Origin of the sequence: Mycobacterium sp. 1245111.1, assembly GCF_001673405.1 — a bacterium.
In the GTDB taxonomy this organism is placed as follows: Bacteria; Actinomycetota; Actinomycetes; order Mycobacteriales; family Mycobacteriaceae; genus Mycobacterium.
Genome location: NZ_LZLV01000145.1, coordinates 38,001 through 54,050, shown reverse-complemented (window position 1 = coordinate 54,050; position 16,050 = coordinate 38,001). Strand labels below are relative to the sequence as shown.

Below are 16,050 nucleotides of genomic sequence, written 5' to 3'. Positions count from 1 at the left end.
GACGACCCTCACAAGTCCTTTTGGTTTCGTTCCAGTCCCGCGTAGCGGGTACCGGACGGTCGCTACGACTTTACCCCGCAATGCAGCCGAAACGGTGTGGTGTTCGCCTCAGTCTTCGCGGCGCCGTCGCCGCCCCCCACCCTCGGACGGGGTGCTTTGCAGGCGGGCCAGCAGCTCGGCCACCGACTGACCGCCGGATTGCGGCTCCTCGGCCTCGGACAGCGGGTCTGTGCTGCGATGACGGGCGCCGGCAGGTGGTGGCGGCGACATCGTGGGCCCGCGATCGGGCGCGGGCGGCGGCGGTGGCGGCGGAGCTGCCGGGGGCGGCGACATCGCCGGGGCGGGAGTCGATTCGGCGCTGCCCGGCTCGGAGTCGTCGACAGCGTGGCGGGACCGCGCGGCCGGTTCGCTGCCCGCCAGCGATTCGTCGGCCGCGCTGGAATGGCGCCCTCGGCGCTCGGCCGGCGGCTCGGCGGGCTCACCGACGGTCGGTGACCGATGCGACGGCTTGTCTCGGGACGGACCGTTGTCGTACGCCCACGACGTCGGGCTTTCGGGCTGTCTGGAATTCCAGTTGCTGCCGGGCGCTCCGGCGGGCACCCACTGACCCTCGGAGCTGACCGGCTGCCAAGCTGCCGGTTGCTCGGGCTGCCGAGGCGCCTCGGCCGGCGGCGGCCACGGGATCCGCGGCTGCTGCTGTGGTGGCTCGGGCTGGGGCGGCGGGGGCGCGAATTGCGGTTCGGGCGTCGGAGATTCAGCCCGCCGGTGGGAGCGCCTCAGGGGCGGCTCGGCCCGCTCGGGTCCGGCCGTCGGCTGCGGGCCGGGCGTGGGCCATCCAGCGGGCGGGCCCTGCGGCGGAGCCCAGCCACGGGCGTCCTGCTGACGTTCAGCCGGGCCCCCAGCTTGCGGCGGGGCCCAGCCGGCCGCCGGCTCGTTGGGTGCGGCAGAGATGTCCTGCTCGCTGGAACGCCGATGCGAACCGCGATCCGCTGCGGGAGCCTCGGGCCGGCTCTGGCGCGGTGGCGGGTACGCCTCGTGCGGCTGGGGGGCGTAGTTCGGCGGGTTGGCCTCCGCGGCGGGTTGCCGGGGCGGGCTCGGGATCAGCGGTTCCTCGTGCACGTCGATGATCGAGTCGTCGGCCCGTCGCGCAGGCTCTTCGGCCCGTACGGACTGCACCCGGTTGATCCGGTCGCGGGCACTTTCGTTGTCGCGCTCCCATTCGCTGTAGCCGCGCACGGCCTTGCGTTCGCCTTCCAGGGCCGGGCGGTCGCTGAGCTCGGCGTCGAACAGGATCTCCAGGTTGGTGCGCAGCGCGGCCAGCTCAGCCCGCAGCTCCGACACCTCGTCGTTGGCTTGGGCACGCAATTCGCTGGCCAACTCGCGACGCAACTGGGACTCCACGGTGAGCTCGTACTCGCGGCGGGCCGAGATCTCCCGATCCAGCTGCAGGTCGTAAACCAGCTTCAGGTCTCGCGCCCGGGCTTGATCCACGTCGCTTTGCCGTCGGTAGATCACCGAGACGAATGCGGCCACGACGGCGGCCCACAACGCGAGAATCACCGCGAGCTTGAGAAGCTCTACTCTGTTGGTGAAGACGAGCGCGGAACTGGCGCCGATGGCCAACACCAGCAACGCCGTCAGCAGCACCCAACCCGGTCTGCGGCCGCTGCGCCGCACGCGGGCGCCGCGGGACAGATCGGTCATGGCCCGACTGTACCGGCCCTAGGTCACTGCGCGTGTCGTCGTAGTCCGGCGTTTCTCACCTGGACTAATCGCGAAAATCGGATGGTCGCCGGGGCTAGCTAATTTTCGACGCCCTCGCCGTTCTCGGTCGGGTCGCCCGGCGATTTACAGCAATGCTGCAACCACAGCGCGGCGGTCACCAAAGCGAGCGCGCTGAGGGCCGCAACCGCGCTGCCGGTGGTGTCTTCGGCGGCGACCCTGAGCCAGGATCGCCGCGGCAGCAGATACGCCAGCATCGCGACCCACCAGCCCAGCGCCAGCGCGCCAACCCATGCCGACGCCTGGGCGACGACCAGGGTGCGGGCCACCGAGAGCGGATGCAGCCACCCGGGCCCGTCGCCAATCTCGCCCTCGGCGATCTTGGCCCGGACGTGACGCCCCCACAGCGCCTCGGCGACGCCGACCGCAAGCAACGACAGACCTGTCCACACGGTGATCGGCGGAAACCACCGGTAGATCGCCATGACCAGCAGGTATCCCGCGACCGCCGTACCGAGCACTGCGGCCGACAGGTCACGTTTGCGAGTGGGGCCCATCAGCTTTCGGTACGCGGCTCGAGGACAAGCTCGGTGTGCCGCACTCCGGCGCGATCGGCTGGATCCAGCTCCGCGATCAGCTTGGCGACCGATCGCTGTCCGCCCGCCACCGTCAACGTCGCGTCCGGGTCGATGGTCAGCCAGGGAATCAGCACGAAGGCACGCAGATGGGCCAGCGGATGCGGCAGGGTCAGCCCGTCTTCCAGGGAGAACACCTCGCTGTCGCCTTCCAGCGACGTCAGGTGGCACGAGATCACGTCGACGTCCAGGGTGCGCGGGCCCCACTTCTGCCCCCGCACGCGATTGGCCGCGACTTCCATCTCCTGTGCGCAGCGCAGCCAGCCGTGGCCGTCGAGCGTCGCGTCCTCGGCGATGACCACCGCGTTGAGGAACGGGCCCTGCTCGACACCGCCCCAGGCCGCCGTCTCATACACCGGGGACACGGCCTTCACCGCGTCGCCGAGCCGGTCGAGCACCGACTGAAGCCGGGCCAGCCGGTCGCCGATGTTGGAGCCGATCGACAACACGACGCGTGTCATTGGCGCCACTCCTCCACGCCGGCTAGGCCGGCGTCATCGTCGTTGGCGGAAGTCACGCCGGCACCACCTGCCCTCGACCGCCGCGTCTGGATCGCCGCGCCACCACGGCGACGTCGTCGAACATGTGCGGAATAGGAGCCTGCGGCTTGTGCACTGTCACCTCCACTGCGTGCACGCGATGGTCTTTCATGACGTCCTCGGCGATCTCGCCGGCGACCGTCTCGATCAAATTACGGGCCGGCCCCGCGACGACCGTGGCCGCCCGCTCGGCCAGCAGGCCATAGTCGTAGGTGTCTGCCAAGTCGTCGCTGCCCGCCGCATCCGCCAGATCTATCCACACGGTGATGTCGACGACAAAATCCTGACCGTCGGCACGCTCGTGGCCAAACACGCCGTGATTGCCGCGAACTTTCAAGCCGCGCAACTCGATTCGATCAGCCATCCGTCCCGCCCTGTGTCCACGCCTCGACCACTTTGACAGCATCGACCGAAGCCCGCACGTCGTGTACCCGAACGCCCCACGCCCCATGCAGCGCGGCCAGTGCCGACACCACCGCGGTGGCCGTCTCGCGACCGTCCGGTGGTCGAACCTCGCCATCGGGACCGCTGAGCAAACTGCCGAGAAAACGCTTACGTGAGGCCCCCACCAGCACCGGCACCTCTCCGGCCACCAGCTCGGGCAACGCATGCAGCAGGGCCCAGTTATCTTGCGCGGACTTGGCGAAGCCCAGGCCGGGATCGATGATCAGCTTGCCCGGATTCACCCCGGCGGCGACGGCATTGTCGACGCAGACCATCAACTCGGCGCGAACCTCGGCGACCACATCGCGATAGGGCGGGACCTGATGCGGCCGCTCGGCCGACACCGAACGCCAATGCATCAACACCCACGGCACGTCGGCCTCGACCAACAGGGGCGCCATGTCCATGTCGGCGCGGCCGCCGGAGACGTCGTTGACCATCGATGCGCCGTTCTCCAAAGCCGCGCGCGCAACCCCGGCGTTCATGGTGTCGATGCTGACTGTAAGTCCTTTGGCAGCAAGCTCTTTGACGACAGGAACAACGCGCGCCGTCTCGACCCGCGGGTCGATGCGCTGCGCGCCCGGGCGGGTCGACTCACCCCCGACATCGATGATCGTTGCCCCGTCGGCGGCCAATGCCAGCCCTTGCTCAACCGCACGATCGGCATCGAGATAGCGCCCGCCATCCGAGAACGAGTCGTCGGTGACGTTCACCACCCCCATGACCTGGACGTGCGTGATGCTCACTTGCGCAAAATCAGATCGAGCGCTTCGGCTCGAGATGCGTTGTCGGACTTGAACTGTCCACGTACGGCTGACGTCGTCGTGATCGCACCGGGCTTGCGGACACCGCGCATGGACATGCAGAGGTGTTCGGCTTCGATCACCACGATCACCCCGCGCGGATCGAGTTTGCGCATCAGCGCGTCGGCGATCTGCGCGGTGAGACGCTCCTGAATCTGTGGCCGCTTGGCGTACAGGTCGACCAGTCGGGCGATCTTGGACAATCCGGTCACCCGGCCGTCGCGGCCGGGAATGTAACCGACATGCGCGACACCGTGAAACGCCACCAGATGGTGTTCGCAGGTGGAGTACAGCGGAATCTCTTTGACCAACACCAGCTCGTCGTGCTGCTCGTCGAAAGTGGTGTCCAGCACCGCATCCGGATCGGTGTACAGGCCGGCGAACATCTCCTGGAAGCTGCGGGCGACGCGGGCCGGGGTGTCCAGGAGGCCATGCCGGTTCGGGTCTTCCCCGATGGCATGCAGCAATTCGCGAATGGCGGCCTCCGCGCGCGGCTGGTCGAACACCGCTTTGTTCAAGGTCACCGTGTGGGAATTCGGCTGCGCCATCGCAGTCTCCGTTCGTGTCAGCCGTGTGTCGACGGGTTAGACGGACTCGGACCGCCGCCCGCGGGTGGGTCGGCGGCCTGGCCCGCCTCCGGCGCGGGTGCACCTGGCGGGGGGTACGGCGGATACGGCGGATAGGGCTGGCCCGCATGCTGGTGCGGTGGCGTCGGCCAGGGCTGCTGGGGCGGCGGCGGTGGGTACCAATAGCCCGACTGCTGCGGGTTCGGATGCTGTTGGGGCGGCGGCCATCCCGGCGCGTGCCAGCCGGCCGGTGCACCGTAGTCGGGCTGCGTCGAATTGGGCGGACCGCCGTTGGGGCCGGCGTGAAAGCCGTTGTTGCCATTAGTGGCCCGCTCGGCTTCGGCCTGCGCGGCCTCCCGCGACGCCGCTGCGATAGCCGCCTTGAACGCCGGTTCGGCCTCCGGCTTCGGCCAGGGCTCCCCGCGCTCGATCGCGAGTTCACCCGGGGTCTTGATCGGCGGCTTGTCCGACGGAATGCGGCCGCCGAAGTCGTCGAAAAGTGTTAGCCGTGGCCGCTTTTCGACGTTGGTGAAGATCGCTTCCAGGTCGGCGCGGTGCAGAGTTTCCTTCTCCAGGAGTTCACCGGCCAACGTGTCGAGCACGTCGCGGTATTCGGTGAGGATCTCCCAGGCTTCCGTGTGTGCGGTCTCGATGAGTTTGCGGACTTCCTCGTCGATTTCGCGCGCCACCTCGTGGGAGTAGTCGGGCTGGGTGCCCATGGTCCGGCCCAGGAACGGATCGCCGGACTCAGTCCCATATTTGACGGCGCCCAGCTTGGAGCTCATCCCGAATTCGGTGACCATGGCTCGGGCCACCTTGGTGGCGTGCTCGATGTCGGACGACGCCCCCGTGGTGGGCTCGCGGAAGACCAGCTCCTCGGCGGCCCGGCCGCCCAGCGCCATCACCAACCGGGCAATAAGTTCGGAGCGGGTGTGCAGGCCCTTGTCGTCCTCCGGCACTGCCAGAGCGTGCCCACCGGTTTTGCCGCGGGCCAGAATCGTCACCTTGTACACCGGATCCAGGCCCGGCATCGCCCAGCCGGCCAGCGTATGTCCGGCCTCGTGGTAGGCGATCGTCTTCTTTTCGTGCTCGCTGATGATGCGGCCCTTGCGCCGCGGGCCGCCGACCACCCGGTCGACCGCCTCCTCCAGCGCGGCGCCGCTGATCACCGTGCCGTTCTCGCGGGCGGTCAGCAGCGCCGCCTCGTTGATGACGTTTTCCAGGTCGGCGCCGGTCATGCCGACGGTCCGCTTGGCCAGCCCGTCGAACTCGACGTCGGGGCCGAACGGCTTGCCCTTCGCGTGCACCCGCAGCACCGCGCGCCGGCCGGCGAGGTCAGGGCTGGACACCGGAATCTGGCGGTCGAAGCGGCCGGGGCGAAGCAGGGCCGGGTCGAGGATGTCCGGCCGGTTGGTCGCCGCGATCAGGATGACGCCCTGGCGGTCGCCGAAGCCGTCCATCTCCACGAGCAGCTGATTCAGCGTCTGCTCGCGCTCGTCGTGCCCGCCACCCAGCCCCGCGCCGCGCTGGCGGCCGACGGCGTCGATCTCGTCGACGAAGATGATGCACGGGCTGTTCTGCTTGGCCTGCTCGAACAGGTCACGCACCCGGGACGCGCCGACGCCGACGAACATCTCGACGAAGTCGGAGCCCGAGATGGTGAAGAACGGCACCCCGGCTTCACCGGCAACGGCCCGCGCCAGCAGGGTCTTGCCGGTTCCCGGCGGGCCGTAGAGCAGCACGCCCTTGGGGATCTTGGCGCCCAGCGCCTGATAGCGCGACGGGTTCTGCAGGAAGTCCTTGATCTCGTAGAGCTCTTCGACCGCTTCGTCCGCGCCGGCGACGTCGGCGAAGGTGGTCTTGGGCATGTCCTTGTTCAGCATCTTGGCCCGCGACTTGCCGAAGCCGAAGCCCATCCGGGCGCCGCCCTGCATGCGGGAGAACATCAAGAACAAGCCGACCAGCAGCAGCAGCGGCAGGACGTAGACCACCAGCGAGCCAATGATGCTGCCCTGGTTGACGACGGTGCTGACCTGGGTGTCCTTGCTGCTCAGCTGGTCGAACAGCGGGACGGCGTAGCCCGTCGGGAAGTGCGTGATGATCTTGTCGGAACCTTCGGTGCCGGGCGCGGCGCTCTTCAGCGTCAACCGGACCTGCTGCTCGCGGTCGTCGATCTGGGCGCTCTTGACGTTGCCGGCCTTGATCTGCGCCGTCGCCACCGAGGTGTCGACCGGCTTGAAGCTGCGGGTGTCGTCGCTGAAGTAGAAGAAGGACCAACCAAGCAGCAGCACGACTGCGATGGCCGTGAGCGTGCGGATCACGTTTTTCCGGTTCATCAATCATCGGCCGTCGCCGGCCAGGTCCTTCCCGATACACGCAGCTGGAATAGTCCAGGTTACCGCCCGTGGTGATCGCCAGCCCGGCCAGAGCCGGGCGCAGCGGGTCACCACCGTTCGACCCCGTGGTGATCGCCAGCCCGGCCAGAGCCGGGCGCAGGCGGTCGAGCCGTTGATCGCCTCGGTCTGAACAACGAATCGAAGTTCCCGACACCTTCCGGCCCGGGTCGGCGTGTGCTTTGGTGAACGTGTGTCTGACAGCCTGCGGATCACCGAGCGCATCATCGAAACGAATGGTGTGCAGCTGCGCACCGTCGAAGCGGGTGAGCCCGGCGCACCCGTCGTCATGCTGGCCCACGGGTTCCCCGAAACCTCCTATTCCTGGCGCCACCAGATCCCGGTGCTGGCCGCGGCCGGCTACCACGTGCTGGCGCCCGATCAGCGCGGATATGGCGGTTCTTCTCGTCCGGCCGCCGTCGAGGCTTACGACATTCACCAATTGACCGCCGACCTGGTCGGTGTGCTTGACGACGTCGGTGCGCAGCGTGCCGTGTGGGTCGGGCACGACTGGGGCGCCGCCGTGGCGTGGAACGCTCCGCTGCTACACCCGGGCCGGGTCGCGGCCGTCGCCGCGCTCAGCGTCCCGGCGACGCCTCGCTCCCATGTGCCGCCGACGAAAGCCTGGCGCAAAATTTTCGGCGAGAACTTCTTCTACATCCTGTACTTCCAGGAGCCTGGCGTCGCCGACGCGGAACTCGATGGTGATCCCGCGGGTTTCCTGCGCCGGATGATAGGCGGCGGCTCACCAGAATCCGGCGGCCAAGATGCGCTGGTGCGGATGGCTGCCCCCGGACCTGAAGGCTTCGTCGCGCGCCTTCCCGAACCGAACGGACTTCCGGACTGGCTAAGCGAGGACGAGCTCGACCACTACATCACCGAGTTCTCCCGGACAGGTTTTACCGGCGGCCTGAACTGGTATCGCAATTTCGACCGCAACTGGGAGACCACCGCCGAACTCGACGGAGCCAAGATCTCGGTGCCGTGTTTGTTCATCGGTGGGACGGCCGACCCCGTGCTGGCTTTCACCCGGGCCGACCGCGCTTCGGAGGTGATCTCCGGGCCGTATCAGCAGATGATGCTCGACGGCGCCGGGCACTGGTTGCAGCAGGAGCGCCCCGACGAGGTCAATGCGGCCCTACTGGAATTCCTCGACGGACTGGAGCTGCGATGAGCGCGCCGCTACGTTTCGGCGTGTTCGTCACGCCGTTTCATCCAACCGGCCAATCCCCTACGGTGGCACTGGAATACGACATGGACCGGGTCGTCGCGCTGGATCGCCTAGGTTTCGACGAAGCCTGGTTCGGCGAACACCATTCCGGCGGCTACGAACTGATCGCCTGCCCGGAGGTGTTCATCGCGGCGGCCGCCGAACGGACCAAACACATCCGGCTGGGCACCGGCGTGGTGTCGCTGCCCTACCACCACCCTCTGATGGTGGCCGACCGTTGGGTGCTGCTGGACCACCTGACCCGCGGCCGGGTGATGTTCGGCACCGGACCGGGCGCCCTGCCGTCGGACGCCTACATGATGGGCATCGACCCGCTCGAGCAACGCCGGATGATGCAGGAAGCGCTGGAGGCTATCCTCGCGTTGTTCCGAGCCGAGCCGAGCGAGCGCATCAGCCGGCACTCGGACTGGTTCACCCTGCGCGACGCCCAACTCCACATCCGCCCCTACACCTGGCCGTACCCCGAAATATCCACGGCGGCAATGATTTCGCCGTCCGGCCCGCGGCTGGCCGGTGCGTTGGGCACGTCACTGCTTTCGCTGTCGATGTCGGTTCCCGGCGGTTACGCGGCGCTGGAGAACACCTGGGAAGTGGTCGAGGAGCAGGCGGCCAAGGTTGGCCGGAACGCCCCGGACCGCGCGGACTGGCGGGTGCTGTCGATCATGCACATCGCCGACACCCGGGAAAAGGCGATCGACGACTGCACGTACGGCCTGCAGGATTTCGCCAACTACTTCGGCGCAGCCGGGTTCGTCCCGCTGGCCAACGAGGTCGAGGGCGCACAGACGCCGTACGAGTTCGTCGAAGACTATGCGGCTAAAGGTAATTGCTGTATCGGCAGTCCCGACGACGCGATCGCGCACATCGAGGATCTGCTCGTGCGGTCCGGCGGATTCGGCACCCTGCTGATGCTCGGCCACGACTGGGCCGCACCGGAGGCGACCTACCACTGCTACGAATTGATGGCCCGCAAGGTCATCCCGCACTTCAAGGGCCAACTCGAGGCGGCGCGGTCGTCGCACGAGTGGGCTAAGGACAAACGCGACGAGCTGATCGGGCGCGCGGGACAGGCTGTGGTGCAGGCGATCACCGAGCATGTCGCCGAAACGAGCAACTGATGCGCGCCTCGGTGCTGCGGGACGGCCGCATGGTGTACCGCGACGACGCACCCGACCCGGTGCCCGGTCCAGGCCAGGTGCTGGTCGCGGTGCGGTCGTGCGGAATCTGCGGCTCGGACCTGCATTTCGCCAAGCACGGGGCGGAGGTGTTGTCGCTGAGCGACGAGATGGCCAGCGGCGCCGGCGCAATGAGCGTCGACCTGGCCCACGACGTGTTCATGGGCCATGAATTCAGCGCAGAAGTGCTCGAGGCCGGACCTGGCGCTGACACGCACCCGGCGGGGACGCTCGTCACGTCGATCCCGATCCTGTTGTCGGGCACCAACGTCGAGCCGATCGTCTACAGCAACACGACGGTGGGCGGTTACGCCGAACGGATGCTGCTCTCAGCCCCGCTGCTGCTGCCGGTTCCGAACGGTCTTGACCCACAACCCGCCTCGCTCACCGAGCCGATGGCGGTGGGGCTGCATGCCGTCAACAAGTCCGCGATTCAGCCAGGAGAGCCGGCGCTGGTGCTGGGTTGTGGTCCCATCGGGATCGCCGCCATCGCGGCGCTGCGACTCCGGGGCGTCGAGACCATTGTGGCAGATGACTTTTCGCCGAAGCGCCGCGAACTGGCCGCGACGATGGGCGCCCACCAGACCATCGATCCCGCGCGGGGGTCGCCGTTCGACGCCGCGAAGCCGGTGGTGGTGTTCGAGGCGGTCGGAGTTCCCGGAATCATCGACGATGTGATGCGCCGCGCGCGGCCGGGCACCCGGTTGGTCGTGGTCGGCGTGTGCATGCAGGCCGATACCGTGCACCCGTTTTTCGCGATCGCCAAGGAGATCAGCGTCCAATTCGTGCTCGCCTACGACCCACAGGAATTCGGCGATTCGCTGCGAGCGATCGCCGAGGGTGACATCGATGTCACCCCGATGATCACCGGCAGCGTGGGCCTCGAGGACGTCGGGACCGCATTCGACGATCTGGCCGACCCCGAACAACACTGCAAGATCGTCGTCACACCGTAGCTGACCTCATCCCCCGACCGGCGGACGCGCAACCACAGTTGGCTTGAAACCGTAACGGGGAGCGGCGAATTGCATGCCGCGCCCGCCGGTGCCGCCGACCGGAACCCCGCCCATGGTATTGGCGACCGGCTGCGCCGTGAGCGGCTGCGACGAGACCGGGGTGCCGAGATTGCCGACCGAGGTGACGGCAGGGCTCACCGACGGCGCCACCCCGCCCCAGTTCGGCGGCACCGACAACCGACCGACGAGTTCCGCCTTGCCCAGGCTGCCGAGAGCCGCGCCGGGTACGCCCGACGGAATGCTCGGCGCGACCGGCGGAATCGCCTCGATGGCGGAAGCCTTCGTAGCACCCATTGCCGACATTGCGCTATGCGCAAGACCATCCATGTCTTTGAATGCGGTGGTGAACAGGCGTGTGGGCGAAACCAATCGGATGAATGCATCGAACCCGGTGCTGGCATCCAGCGTCTGCGATCCGGTCAGGCCTTCCAGAAGGTCGCCCATGAAGCCGCCGACGACGATTCCGTCGCCGTTGGAATTCCAGACGTGCCCGGTAATCCCGATCGCATTCAGCAAGCTGTCCAGGTTGCCCATCCACGGCGGTGCCGGCATTTCCCCGGCCAGCGCAGCCAAGGTCTCGGTCACCGCGGTCTGCCCGCCGCTGGAACCGACTGCCTGAGCCACCGCGGATGCCTGCGCGCCCAGGCCGGCCGGGTTGGCCGATTCGGCCGCGGTGACGAACGGCGCGAGCGTCGACGCCTGCGACGAAGCGCCGGCGTAGCCGTACATCGCAGCCGCGTCCTGCGCCCACATTTCGGCGTACTGCGCCTCGGTCGCCATGATCGCGGCAGTGTTCTGCCCCAGCACGTTCGTCGCCACCAGCGCCGCCAACAGCGCGCGGTTGGCGGCAATCTCCGGTGGGGGCACCGTCGCGATGAAGGCCGACTCGTAAGCGCTGACCGCGGCCGCCGCCTGAGCGGCGACCTGCTCGGCTTGCGCGCCGGTGCTGGCCAGCCACTCCACCTGCGCCTGGGACGACGCAGCCATCGCCGCCGCGGCCGGCCCCAGCCACGACCCGTCGGTGAGGGCGGCAACCACCGCTTCATAGGCCGCCGCCATGGTGTTCAGCTCCGCGGACAGACTCGCCCATGCCGACGAGGCCGTCAGCATCGGTCCCGAACCGGGTCCTGCATAGATCAAACCGGAGTTGATCTCCGGTGGCAGCGATGCGAAATCCAGCATGTCGGCGACCTATCCGACCGTTGCGGCGTTGGCGGCCTCGGTGGCCGCGTACGAGGCGGAGCTGGCACCGAGCACGTTCGCCATGAATTCCTGGACGGCGGCGGCGTGGGCGCTGACCGTTTGGTAGAGCTGTGCGTGCGAGGCGAACTGCGCGGCGGTCAGGGCCGACACCAGGTCTCCCGCGGCCGGCACGATTCCGACCGTTGGAGCGGCCGCGGCCGCATTCCCGGCCTTGAGGGCCTCGTTGATGGTGCGCAATTTGCCCGCAGCCGCGGCAAGGACTTCGGGCTGCGCGATGACGTTCGACACGGTTCCTCCGAAAAATGCTTGTACCCAACAGCTTCAGCCAGCGTCGTCGCGGCCGAAGCGGATCATGCGACACGTTAAGGCAGTCAAGCCACGCAAACACAGCCCCCACAAAGCCTGTTCACCGTCGAGACGATGACTATTCATTTAGCTGAGGGATTGAACTGGAAGATAGGGATCTGGCATGAAAACCATTGGAGTTCAACATGATTAGAAGTCAGTATGAACTTCCAGATGGTTGCCACCCTACAAGGTAGGCTTTGCTCGACGCATCTTTTGCGCCGAAAGTCGCGCGCTGACCGCGTGGCCCCGCGGATTGCTTGCGCAGATAACGTTGGGAGAGAGTCAAATTCGCTGACCGGTAAGTGAATAGTGTTGTGCTCCACAATCATTCATCGGAGCACGAGGCTCTCTAGCGTGACGCCCTATCAGCGGCGTCGCGCCATCCGTTGCGTCGCATCCGCCGCAAACCGTTGCACTGGTATATCTTGGTTCGAGCTGACCAGCTGTAGGCCCATGCAGTCGACCGTCCCGGCGTGGCGACCACGGATGCTACCGAGGAGGCGCGATGCCCACGCCCGCCCTCCGCCTGCGACAGCAGATGTTGCGCCGCCAGCCGGTACGCGGTGCACCGGTCGCGCCGGGCGCCACCGATCAGCTGCAACGCACCCTCGGCGTCTTCCTGCTGACCATGTTCGGTGTCGGCGAGACCGTCGGGTCGGGCATCTTCATCGTGCTGTCACAATCGGTGCCGCAGGCCGGGCCGGCGGTGGTGATCTCGTTCATCATCGCCGGCATCGCGGCGGGCCTGGCCGCGATCTGTTACGCCGAACTGGCTTCGGCGGTGCCGGTTTCGGGATCGGCCTACTCGTACGCCTACGCGACGCTCGGCGAATTCGCTGCGATCGGCGTCGCGGCCTGCCTGCTGCTGGAATACGGCGTTTCGACCGCCGCGGTGGCCGTCGGCTGGAGCCAGTACCTGAACAAGTTGCTCGCGAACGTCTTCGGATTTGTTCTACCACAATCGATTTCGGCAGCGCCGTGGGACCCCGACCATGGTGTGATCAACCTGCCGGCGATAGCTCTGGTGGCGCTGTGCACGCTGTTGTTGATCCGCGGCGCCAGCACGTCCGCCAGAGTCAACTCGGTCATGGTAATGATCAAGATCGGTGTGCTGGTGCTCTTCTCGGCGATCGCGTTCACCGCGTTCCACGCCGGCAATTTCAGGGACCTGGCGCCGTTCGGCCTCTCCGGCATCAGCCTCGCCTCGGGCACGATCTTTTTCGCCTACATCGGCCTTGACGCGGTGTCCACCGCTGGCGACGAGGTCAAAGACCCGCAACGCACCATGCCGCGGGCAATCATCGCCGCTCTGGTCATCGTCACCGCCATCCATATCCTGGTGTCTGTGGCCGCGGTCGGCGCCCAGCGGTGGCAGGACTTCAAAGGCGAGGAGGCGGTGCTCGCGGTGATCCTGGACCACATCACCGGCAATACCGTGGGCAGCACCATCGTGGCTGCGGGAGCAGTGATTTCGATCTTCTCCGTCACGTTGGTGACGCTGTACGGGCAGACCCGGATCCTGTTCACCATGGGCCGCGACGGATTGCTGCCGGCCGCGTTCGCCAAGGTGCATCCCCGCACGATGACGCCGGTGCGCAACACGCTGATCGTGGCGTTGGTCGTCGCGGTGCTGGCGGCGCTGGTGCCGCTGGACCGGCTGGCCGAGATCGTGTCGATCGGGACGCTGACAGCGTTCATCGTGGTGTCGGGCGGCGTGATCGTGTTGCGAATCCAGGAACCCGACCTGCCTCGCGGCTTCAAGGTGCCCGGCTACCCGGTGACGCCGATCCTGTCGATCGCCGCGTGCGCCTACATCCTGTTCAGCCTGCACTGGTACACCTGGGTCGCGTTCAGCGGCTGGGTCGCGGTGGCGGTGATCTTCTACCTGTCGTGGGGCCGCAGGCACAGCGCCCTCAACGCCGACGGCGCCACTACGGCCGTCCCGCGCGACTAGGAAACGAGGCGAAGGGGATCAGGGTCCCACCTTGCTCCACAGGCAATAACCCTTCATCGTTATCGAGAAGAGATTCGGTAACACCCGAAACGAGAGCTGTTGGCCTGCTTCCCCGGCCTTTACTCGGGGCGAACTTACGACTCCTGGACCGACCACTGTGATCTGCTCCTCGATGCACTGGCTATCAGGGTCTTGTGGGAGGGCGATCCAGTCGCCCGACCGCAGGTCGTAGTTGCGAGTTCCCTCGCCGCGCAGTGTCATTTCGGGTCCATAGGTCAACCAACGATCACTGCTCGGGTAGTCGGAGGTGACGATCGTCCACCGGTAGTCCTCGTTTGCCTGCTGCTGGCACACCAGGGTCATTTGCTGGTCCGGAGGCCGAGTCATCACATTTGCGAGAGTGGACGAACAGGGTGTGTCTGGTTGCGGTACACCGGGATTCGCATGCGCCGCCGCCGGTGCGAGAAGCACCGCGAAGGCTTGTGCCAGCGTCGTCAGCACTATCGGCGCGGTGTGTCTGATGATTGGCTTAGCCTTCGAAAAGCGGCTAGGGCAGCGTGGTGTGCATCAACATTACGCTGTAGGTGGACCACAGCGAGAGATTGAAATACAGGTCGCGGCCGGTCGACCAGGGATGGATGAACGGGGCATAGATGCCGCCAGGAAGTTGTGTTGAGGTCACAAGGGTCTGCGCTGTGCTCCACGGCCCCTGCGGATTGTCCGATGTTCGCATCACCACGCTATTCGAGCCGTCGGTGTAGAGCACGATGTATTTGTTGAGGTAATCGTTGTACTGGACGGACATCTCGCTCACCGGAGCCGAAATGACCGGCGTGGCAGCCCAGGGACTGTTTGTGACCCACGATCCCGTTCCGAAGAAATTCCACCACGGTTGGCTCCAGTATTGGTACTGACTGAGGTCCAGCACAGCATTCTCGGGAACCCGCGACACGTACGCCGAGCCCGAGCGTCCCGACGGCGTGCCGAATGAGTACAGGTAACCGTCACGTCGGACGAAGGCCCCCTGCTGAAAATTCTGATTGCCCCAGTTGAACCAGACGCTTGGCACGCTGAAAAAGAAGCTAGGGCGGACGGTTTCACGGCCGGCGGTCCAAGTTTCGCCGTTGTCGGTGGAAACCGCGATTGCCGAGAAGTTCGTGGTCCACTGGCCCGGATTACCCCACTGCCTGACCGACATAAAATTGACGTATTGCGTTGTCCCCACCGATATTCCAGCGGTTGGGATGATGGTCACCTCGGTTGGGGCGAGATTGAGACTGGCGATGATCTGTCTTGAGAAGTTCGATCCCGGGGGCGTCGCTGACAGTACGGGTGAGCCGGCGTACACGTTGCCGAACGCGGGGTCGGGCACCGACACTCCGTCGGCCAGGTTGTGGTCCGCGCTACGAAACAAGGTGTTGCTCCGCCATTGCTGGCCGGCGACGCTGCAATTGCCGAACGTGTCGCCAAATGCGATGAGCACCTGGTCGTTCGCCCCGGTCTGGCCGTTGTCCCACATGATCCCGAGATCGGCGCCCGAGATGGCGAAGCGTGCGTAGGTGTTGTTCGGGCTGTTGGGCCCGTCAATCCAGCTGACGATGGTTGTTGTCGGGGCCGCGACGGCCGCGGCAGGAGCTCCGGTCGTGAGGCCCATGGGGTTCGGCACCTGTTGGCCCGCCGGACCGGGAAGCCCCGGCGCGGGCGGCGGCAGCACCGCGCCTTGTTGTTGCATCGGCGCGAAGTTCAGAGCGCCCGGCGCCGCCGAGTCTGAGGCCGCGGCCGGAAGCGGGCCAAGCCCGGGCGGCATTGCCTGGGTCTGCGCGCCGCGCGGCATGCGGCCTGTCGGCATGTGTTCTGGCGGGGGCGTCGCCGCCCCGGGCAGCGCCCGACCATTGTTCGTTGCCGCCGCCGAAGCCGCTGGAGAACACGGGTCGGCTGCCGCCGGAGGGGCCATGACGACCGACGCGATGAGTCCCATGGTGGCCGCCAACGCCATCGGCGCCGGCGCGAGCCGGGCAAAT

General features: G+C 66.9%; 15 protein-coding genes. 4 read left to right on the top strand and 11 right to left on the bottom strand.

Going from position 1 to position 16,050, the window contains the following annotated elements:
- Positions 1–108 precede the first annotated feature (108 nt).
- The 7 genes from A5658_RS23530 to ftsH form a co-directional block, all read right to left on the bottom strand.
- Positions 109–1,704: a DUF6779 domain-containing protein gene (locus tag A5658_RS23530; RefSeq protein ID WP_067340904.1), complete on the bottom strand. Its 1,596-nt coding sequence runs from the start codon at positions 1,702–1,704 to the stop codon at positions 109–111.
- A 98-nt stretch (positions 1,705–1,802) separates the two neighbouring features.
- On the bottom strand, positions 1,803–2,279 hold the full coding sequence (locus A5658_RS23525) for a DUF3180 domain-containing protein (RefSeq protein WP_067340902.1): 477 nt from the start codon (positions 2,277–2,279) through the stop codon (positions 1,803–1,805).
- On the bottom strand, positions 2,279–2,818 hold the full coding sequence (folK, locus tag A5658_RS23520; protein ID WP_067340900.1) for a 2-amino-4-hydroxy-6-hydroxymethyldihydropteridine diphosphokinase: 540 nt from the start codon (positions 2,816–2,818) through the stop codon (positions 2,279–2,281). Before folK ends, A5658_RS23525 begins: the two co-directional genes overlap by 1 nt.
- Positions 2,819–2,870: 52 nt before the next feature.
- Positions 2,871–3,260, bottom strand: a complete 390-nt coding sequence (gene folB, locus A5658_RS23515) for a dihydroneopterin aldolase (protein ID WP_067340898.1) — start codon at positions 3,258–3,260, stop codon at positions 2,871–2,873.
- Entirely contained in the window at positions 3,253–4,086 is an 834-nt protein-coding gene (gene folP / locus A5658_RS23510) for a dihydropteroate synthase (protein WP_067340896.1), read from the bottom strand. The genes folB and folP overlap by 8 nt, the downstream gene beginning before the upstream one ends.
- Positions 4,083–4,691 (bottom strand): GTP cyclohydrolase I FolE, encoded by a 609-nt coding sequence (folE, locus tag A5658_RS23505; protein ID WP_067340894.1) that lies wholly within the window; start codon positions 4,689–4,691, stop codon positions 4,083–4,085. The genes folP and folE overlap by 4 nt, the downstream gene beginning before the upstream one ends.
- A gap of 17 nt (positions 4,692–4,708) precedes the next feature.
- Entirely contained in the window at positions 4,709–7,045 is a 2,337-nt protein-coding gene (ftsH, locus tag A5658_RS23500) for an ATP-dependent zinc metalloprotease FtsH (protein ID WP_067340890.1), read from the bottom strand.
- Between the two features lie 262 nt (positions 7,046–7,307).
- Between ftsH and A5658_RS23495 the strand changes: the two genes are divergently transcribed.
- From A5658_RS23495 to A5658_RS23485, 3 genes are read left to right on the top strand one after another with little or no spacing between them, the layout of a single operon-like run.
- Entirely contained in the window at positions 7,308–8,276 is a 969-nt protein-coding gene (locus tag A5658_RS23495) for an alpha/beta fold hydrolase (protein WP_197503203.1), read from the top strand.
- Positions 8,273–9,451 (top strand): LLM class flavin-dependent oxidoreductase, encoded by a 1,179-nt coding sequence (locus tag A5658_RS23490; protein WP_067340887.1) that lies wholly within the window; start codon positions 8,273–8,275, stop codon positions 9,449–9,451. Before A5658_RS23495 ends, A5658_RS23490 begins: the two co-directional genes overlap by 4 nt.
- A complete protein-coding gene (locus A5658_RS23485; RefSeq protein WP_067340885.1) occupies positions 9,451–10,464 on the top strand; it encodes a zinc-binding dehydrogenase in 1,014 nt (337 codons plus the stop codon). Before A5658_RS23490 ends, A5658_RS23485 begins: the two co-directional genes overlap by 1 nt.
- Positions 10,465–10,470: 6 nt before the next feature.
- On the opposite strand, the gene A5658_RS23480 is transcribed toward A5658_RS23485, so the two are convergent.
- Positions 10,471–11,706: a PPE family protein gene (locus tag A5658_RS23480; RefSeq protein WP_067340882.1), complete on the bottom strand. Its 1,236-nt coding sequence runs from the start codon at positions 11,704–11,706 to the stop codon at positions 10,471–10,473.
- A 9-nt stretch (positions 11,707–11,715) separates the two neighbouring features.
- Positions 11,716–12,015, bottom strand: coding sequence for a PE family protein (locus A5658_RS23475; RefSeq protein ID WP_067340879.1), 300 nt, complete (start codon positions 12,013–12,015; stop codon positions 11,716–11,718).
- A 565-nt stretch (positions 12,016–12,580) separates the two neighbouring features.
- Between A5658_RS23475 and A5658_RS23470 the strand changes: the two genes are divergently transcribed.
- A complete protein-coding gene (locus A5658_RS23470) occupies positions 12,581–14,029 on the top strand; it encodes an amino acid permease (RefSeq protein WP_067340878.1) in 1,449 nt (482 codons plus the stop codon).
- An 18-nt stretch (positions 14,030–14,047) separates the two neighbouring features.
- Here A5658_RS23470 and A5658_RS23465 read toward each other — a convergent pair whose 3' ends face one another.
- Together A5658_RS23465 and A5658_RS23460 are read right to left on the bottom strand one after the other, a co-directional pair.
- On the bottom strand, positions 14,048–14,419 hold the full coding sequence (locus A5658_RS23465) for a hypothetical protein (protein WP_231997426.1): 372 nt from the start codon (positions 14,417–14,419) through the stop codon (positions 14,048–14,050).
- Positions 14,420–14,576: 157 nt separating this feature from the next.
- A complete protein-coding gene (locus A5658_RS23460) occupies positions 14,577–15,743 on the bottom strand; it encodes a DUF4185 domain-containing protein (RefSeq protein ID WP_231997425.1) in 1,167 nt (388 codons plus the stop codon).
- Between the last annotated feature and the right edge of the window lie 307 nt (positions 15,744–16,050).

Excerpts from the sequence above, each read along its gene's own strand:
- A5658_RS23530 (WP_067340904.1), bottom strand. The coding sequence starts at position 1,704 with ATGACCGATCTGTCCCGCGGCGCCCGCGTGCGGCGCAGCGGCCGCAGA.
- A5658_RS23525 (WP_067340902.1), bottom strand. The coding sequence starts at position 2,279 with ATGGGCCCCACTCGCAAACGTGACCTGTCGGCCGCAGTGCTCGGTACG.
- folK (WP_067340900.1), bottom strand. The coding sequence starts at position 2,818 with ATGACACGCGTCGTGTTGTCGATCGGCTCCAACATCGGCGACCGGCTG.
- folB (WP_067340898.1), bottom strand. The coding sequence starts at position 3,260 with ATGGCTGATCGAATCGAGTTGCGCGGCTTGAAAGTTCGCGGCAATCAC.
- folE (WP_067340894.1), bottom strand. The coding sequence starts at position 4,691 with ATGGCGCAGCCGAATTCCCACACGGTGACCTTGAACAAAGCGGTGTTC.
- ftsH (WP_067340890.1), bottom strand. The coding sequence starts at position 7,045 with ATGAACCGGAAAAACGTGATCCGCACGCTCACGGCCATCGCAGTCGTG.
- A5658_RS23490 (WP_067340887.1), top strand. The coding sequence starts at position 8,273 with ATGAGCGCGCCGCTACGTTTCGGCGTGTTCGTCACGCCGTTTCATCCA.
- A5658_RS23485 (WP_067340885.1), top strand. The coding sequence starts at position 9,451 with ATGCGCGCCTCGGTGCTGCGGGACGGCCGCATGGTGTACCGCGACGAC.
- A5658_RS23480 (WP_067340882.1), bottom strand. The coding sequence starts at position 11,706 with ATGCTGGATTTCGCATCGCTGCCACCGGAGATCAACTCCGGTTTGATC.
- A5658_RS23470 (WP_067340878.1), top strand. The coding sequence starts at position 12,581 with ATGCCCACGCCCGCCCTCCGCCTGCGACAGCAGATGTTGCGCCGCCAG.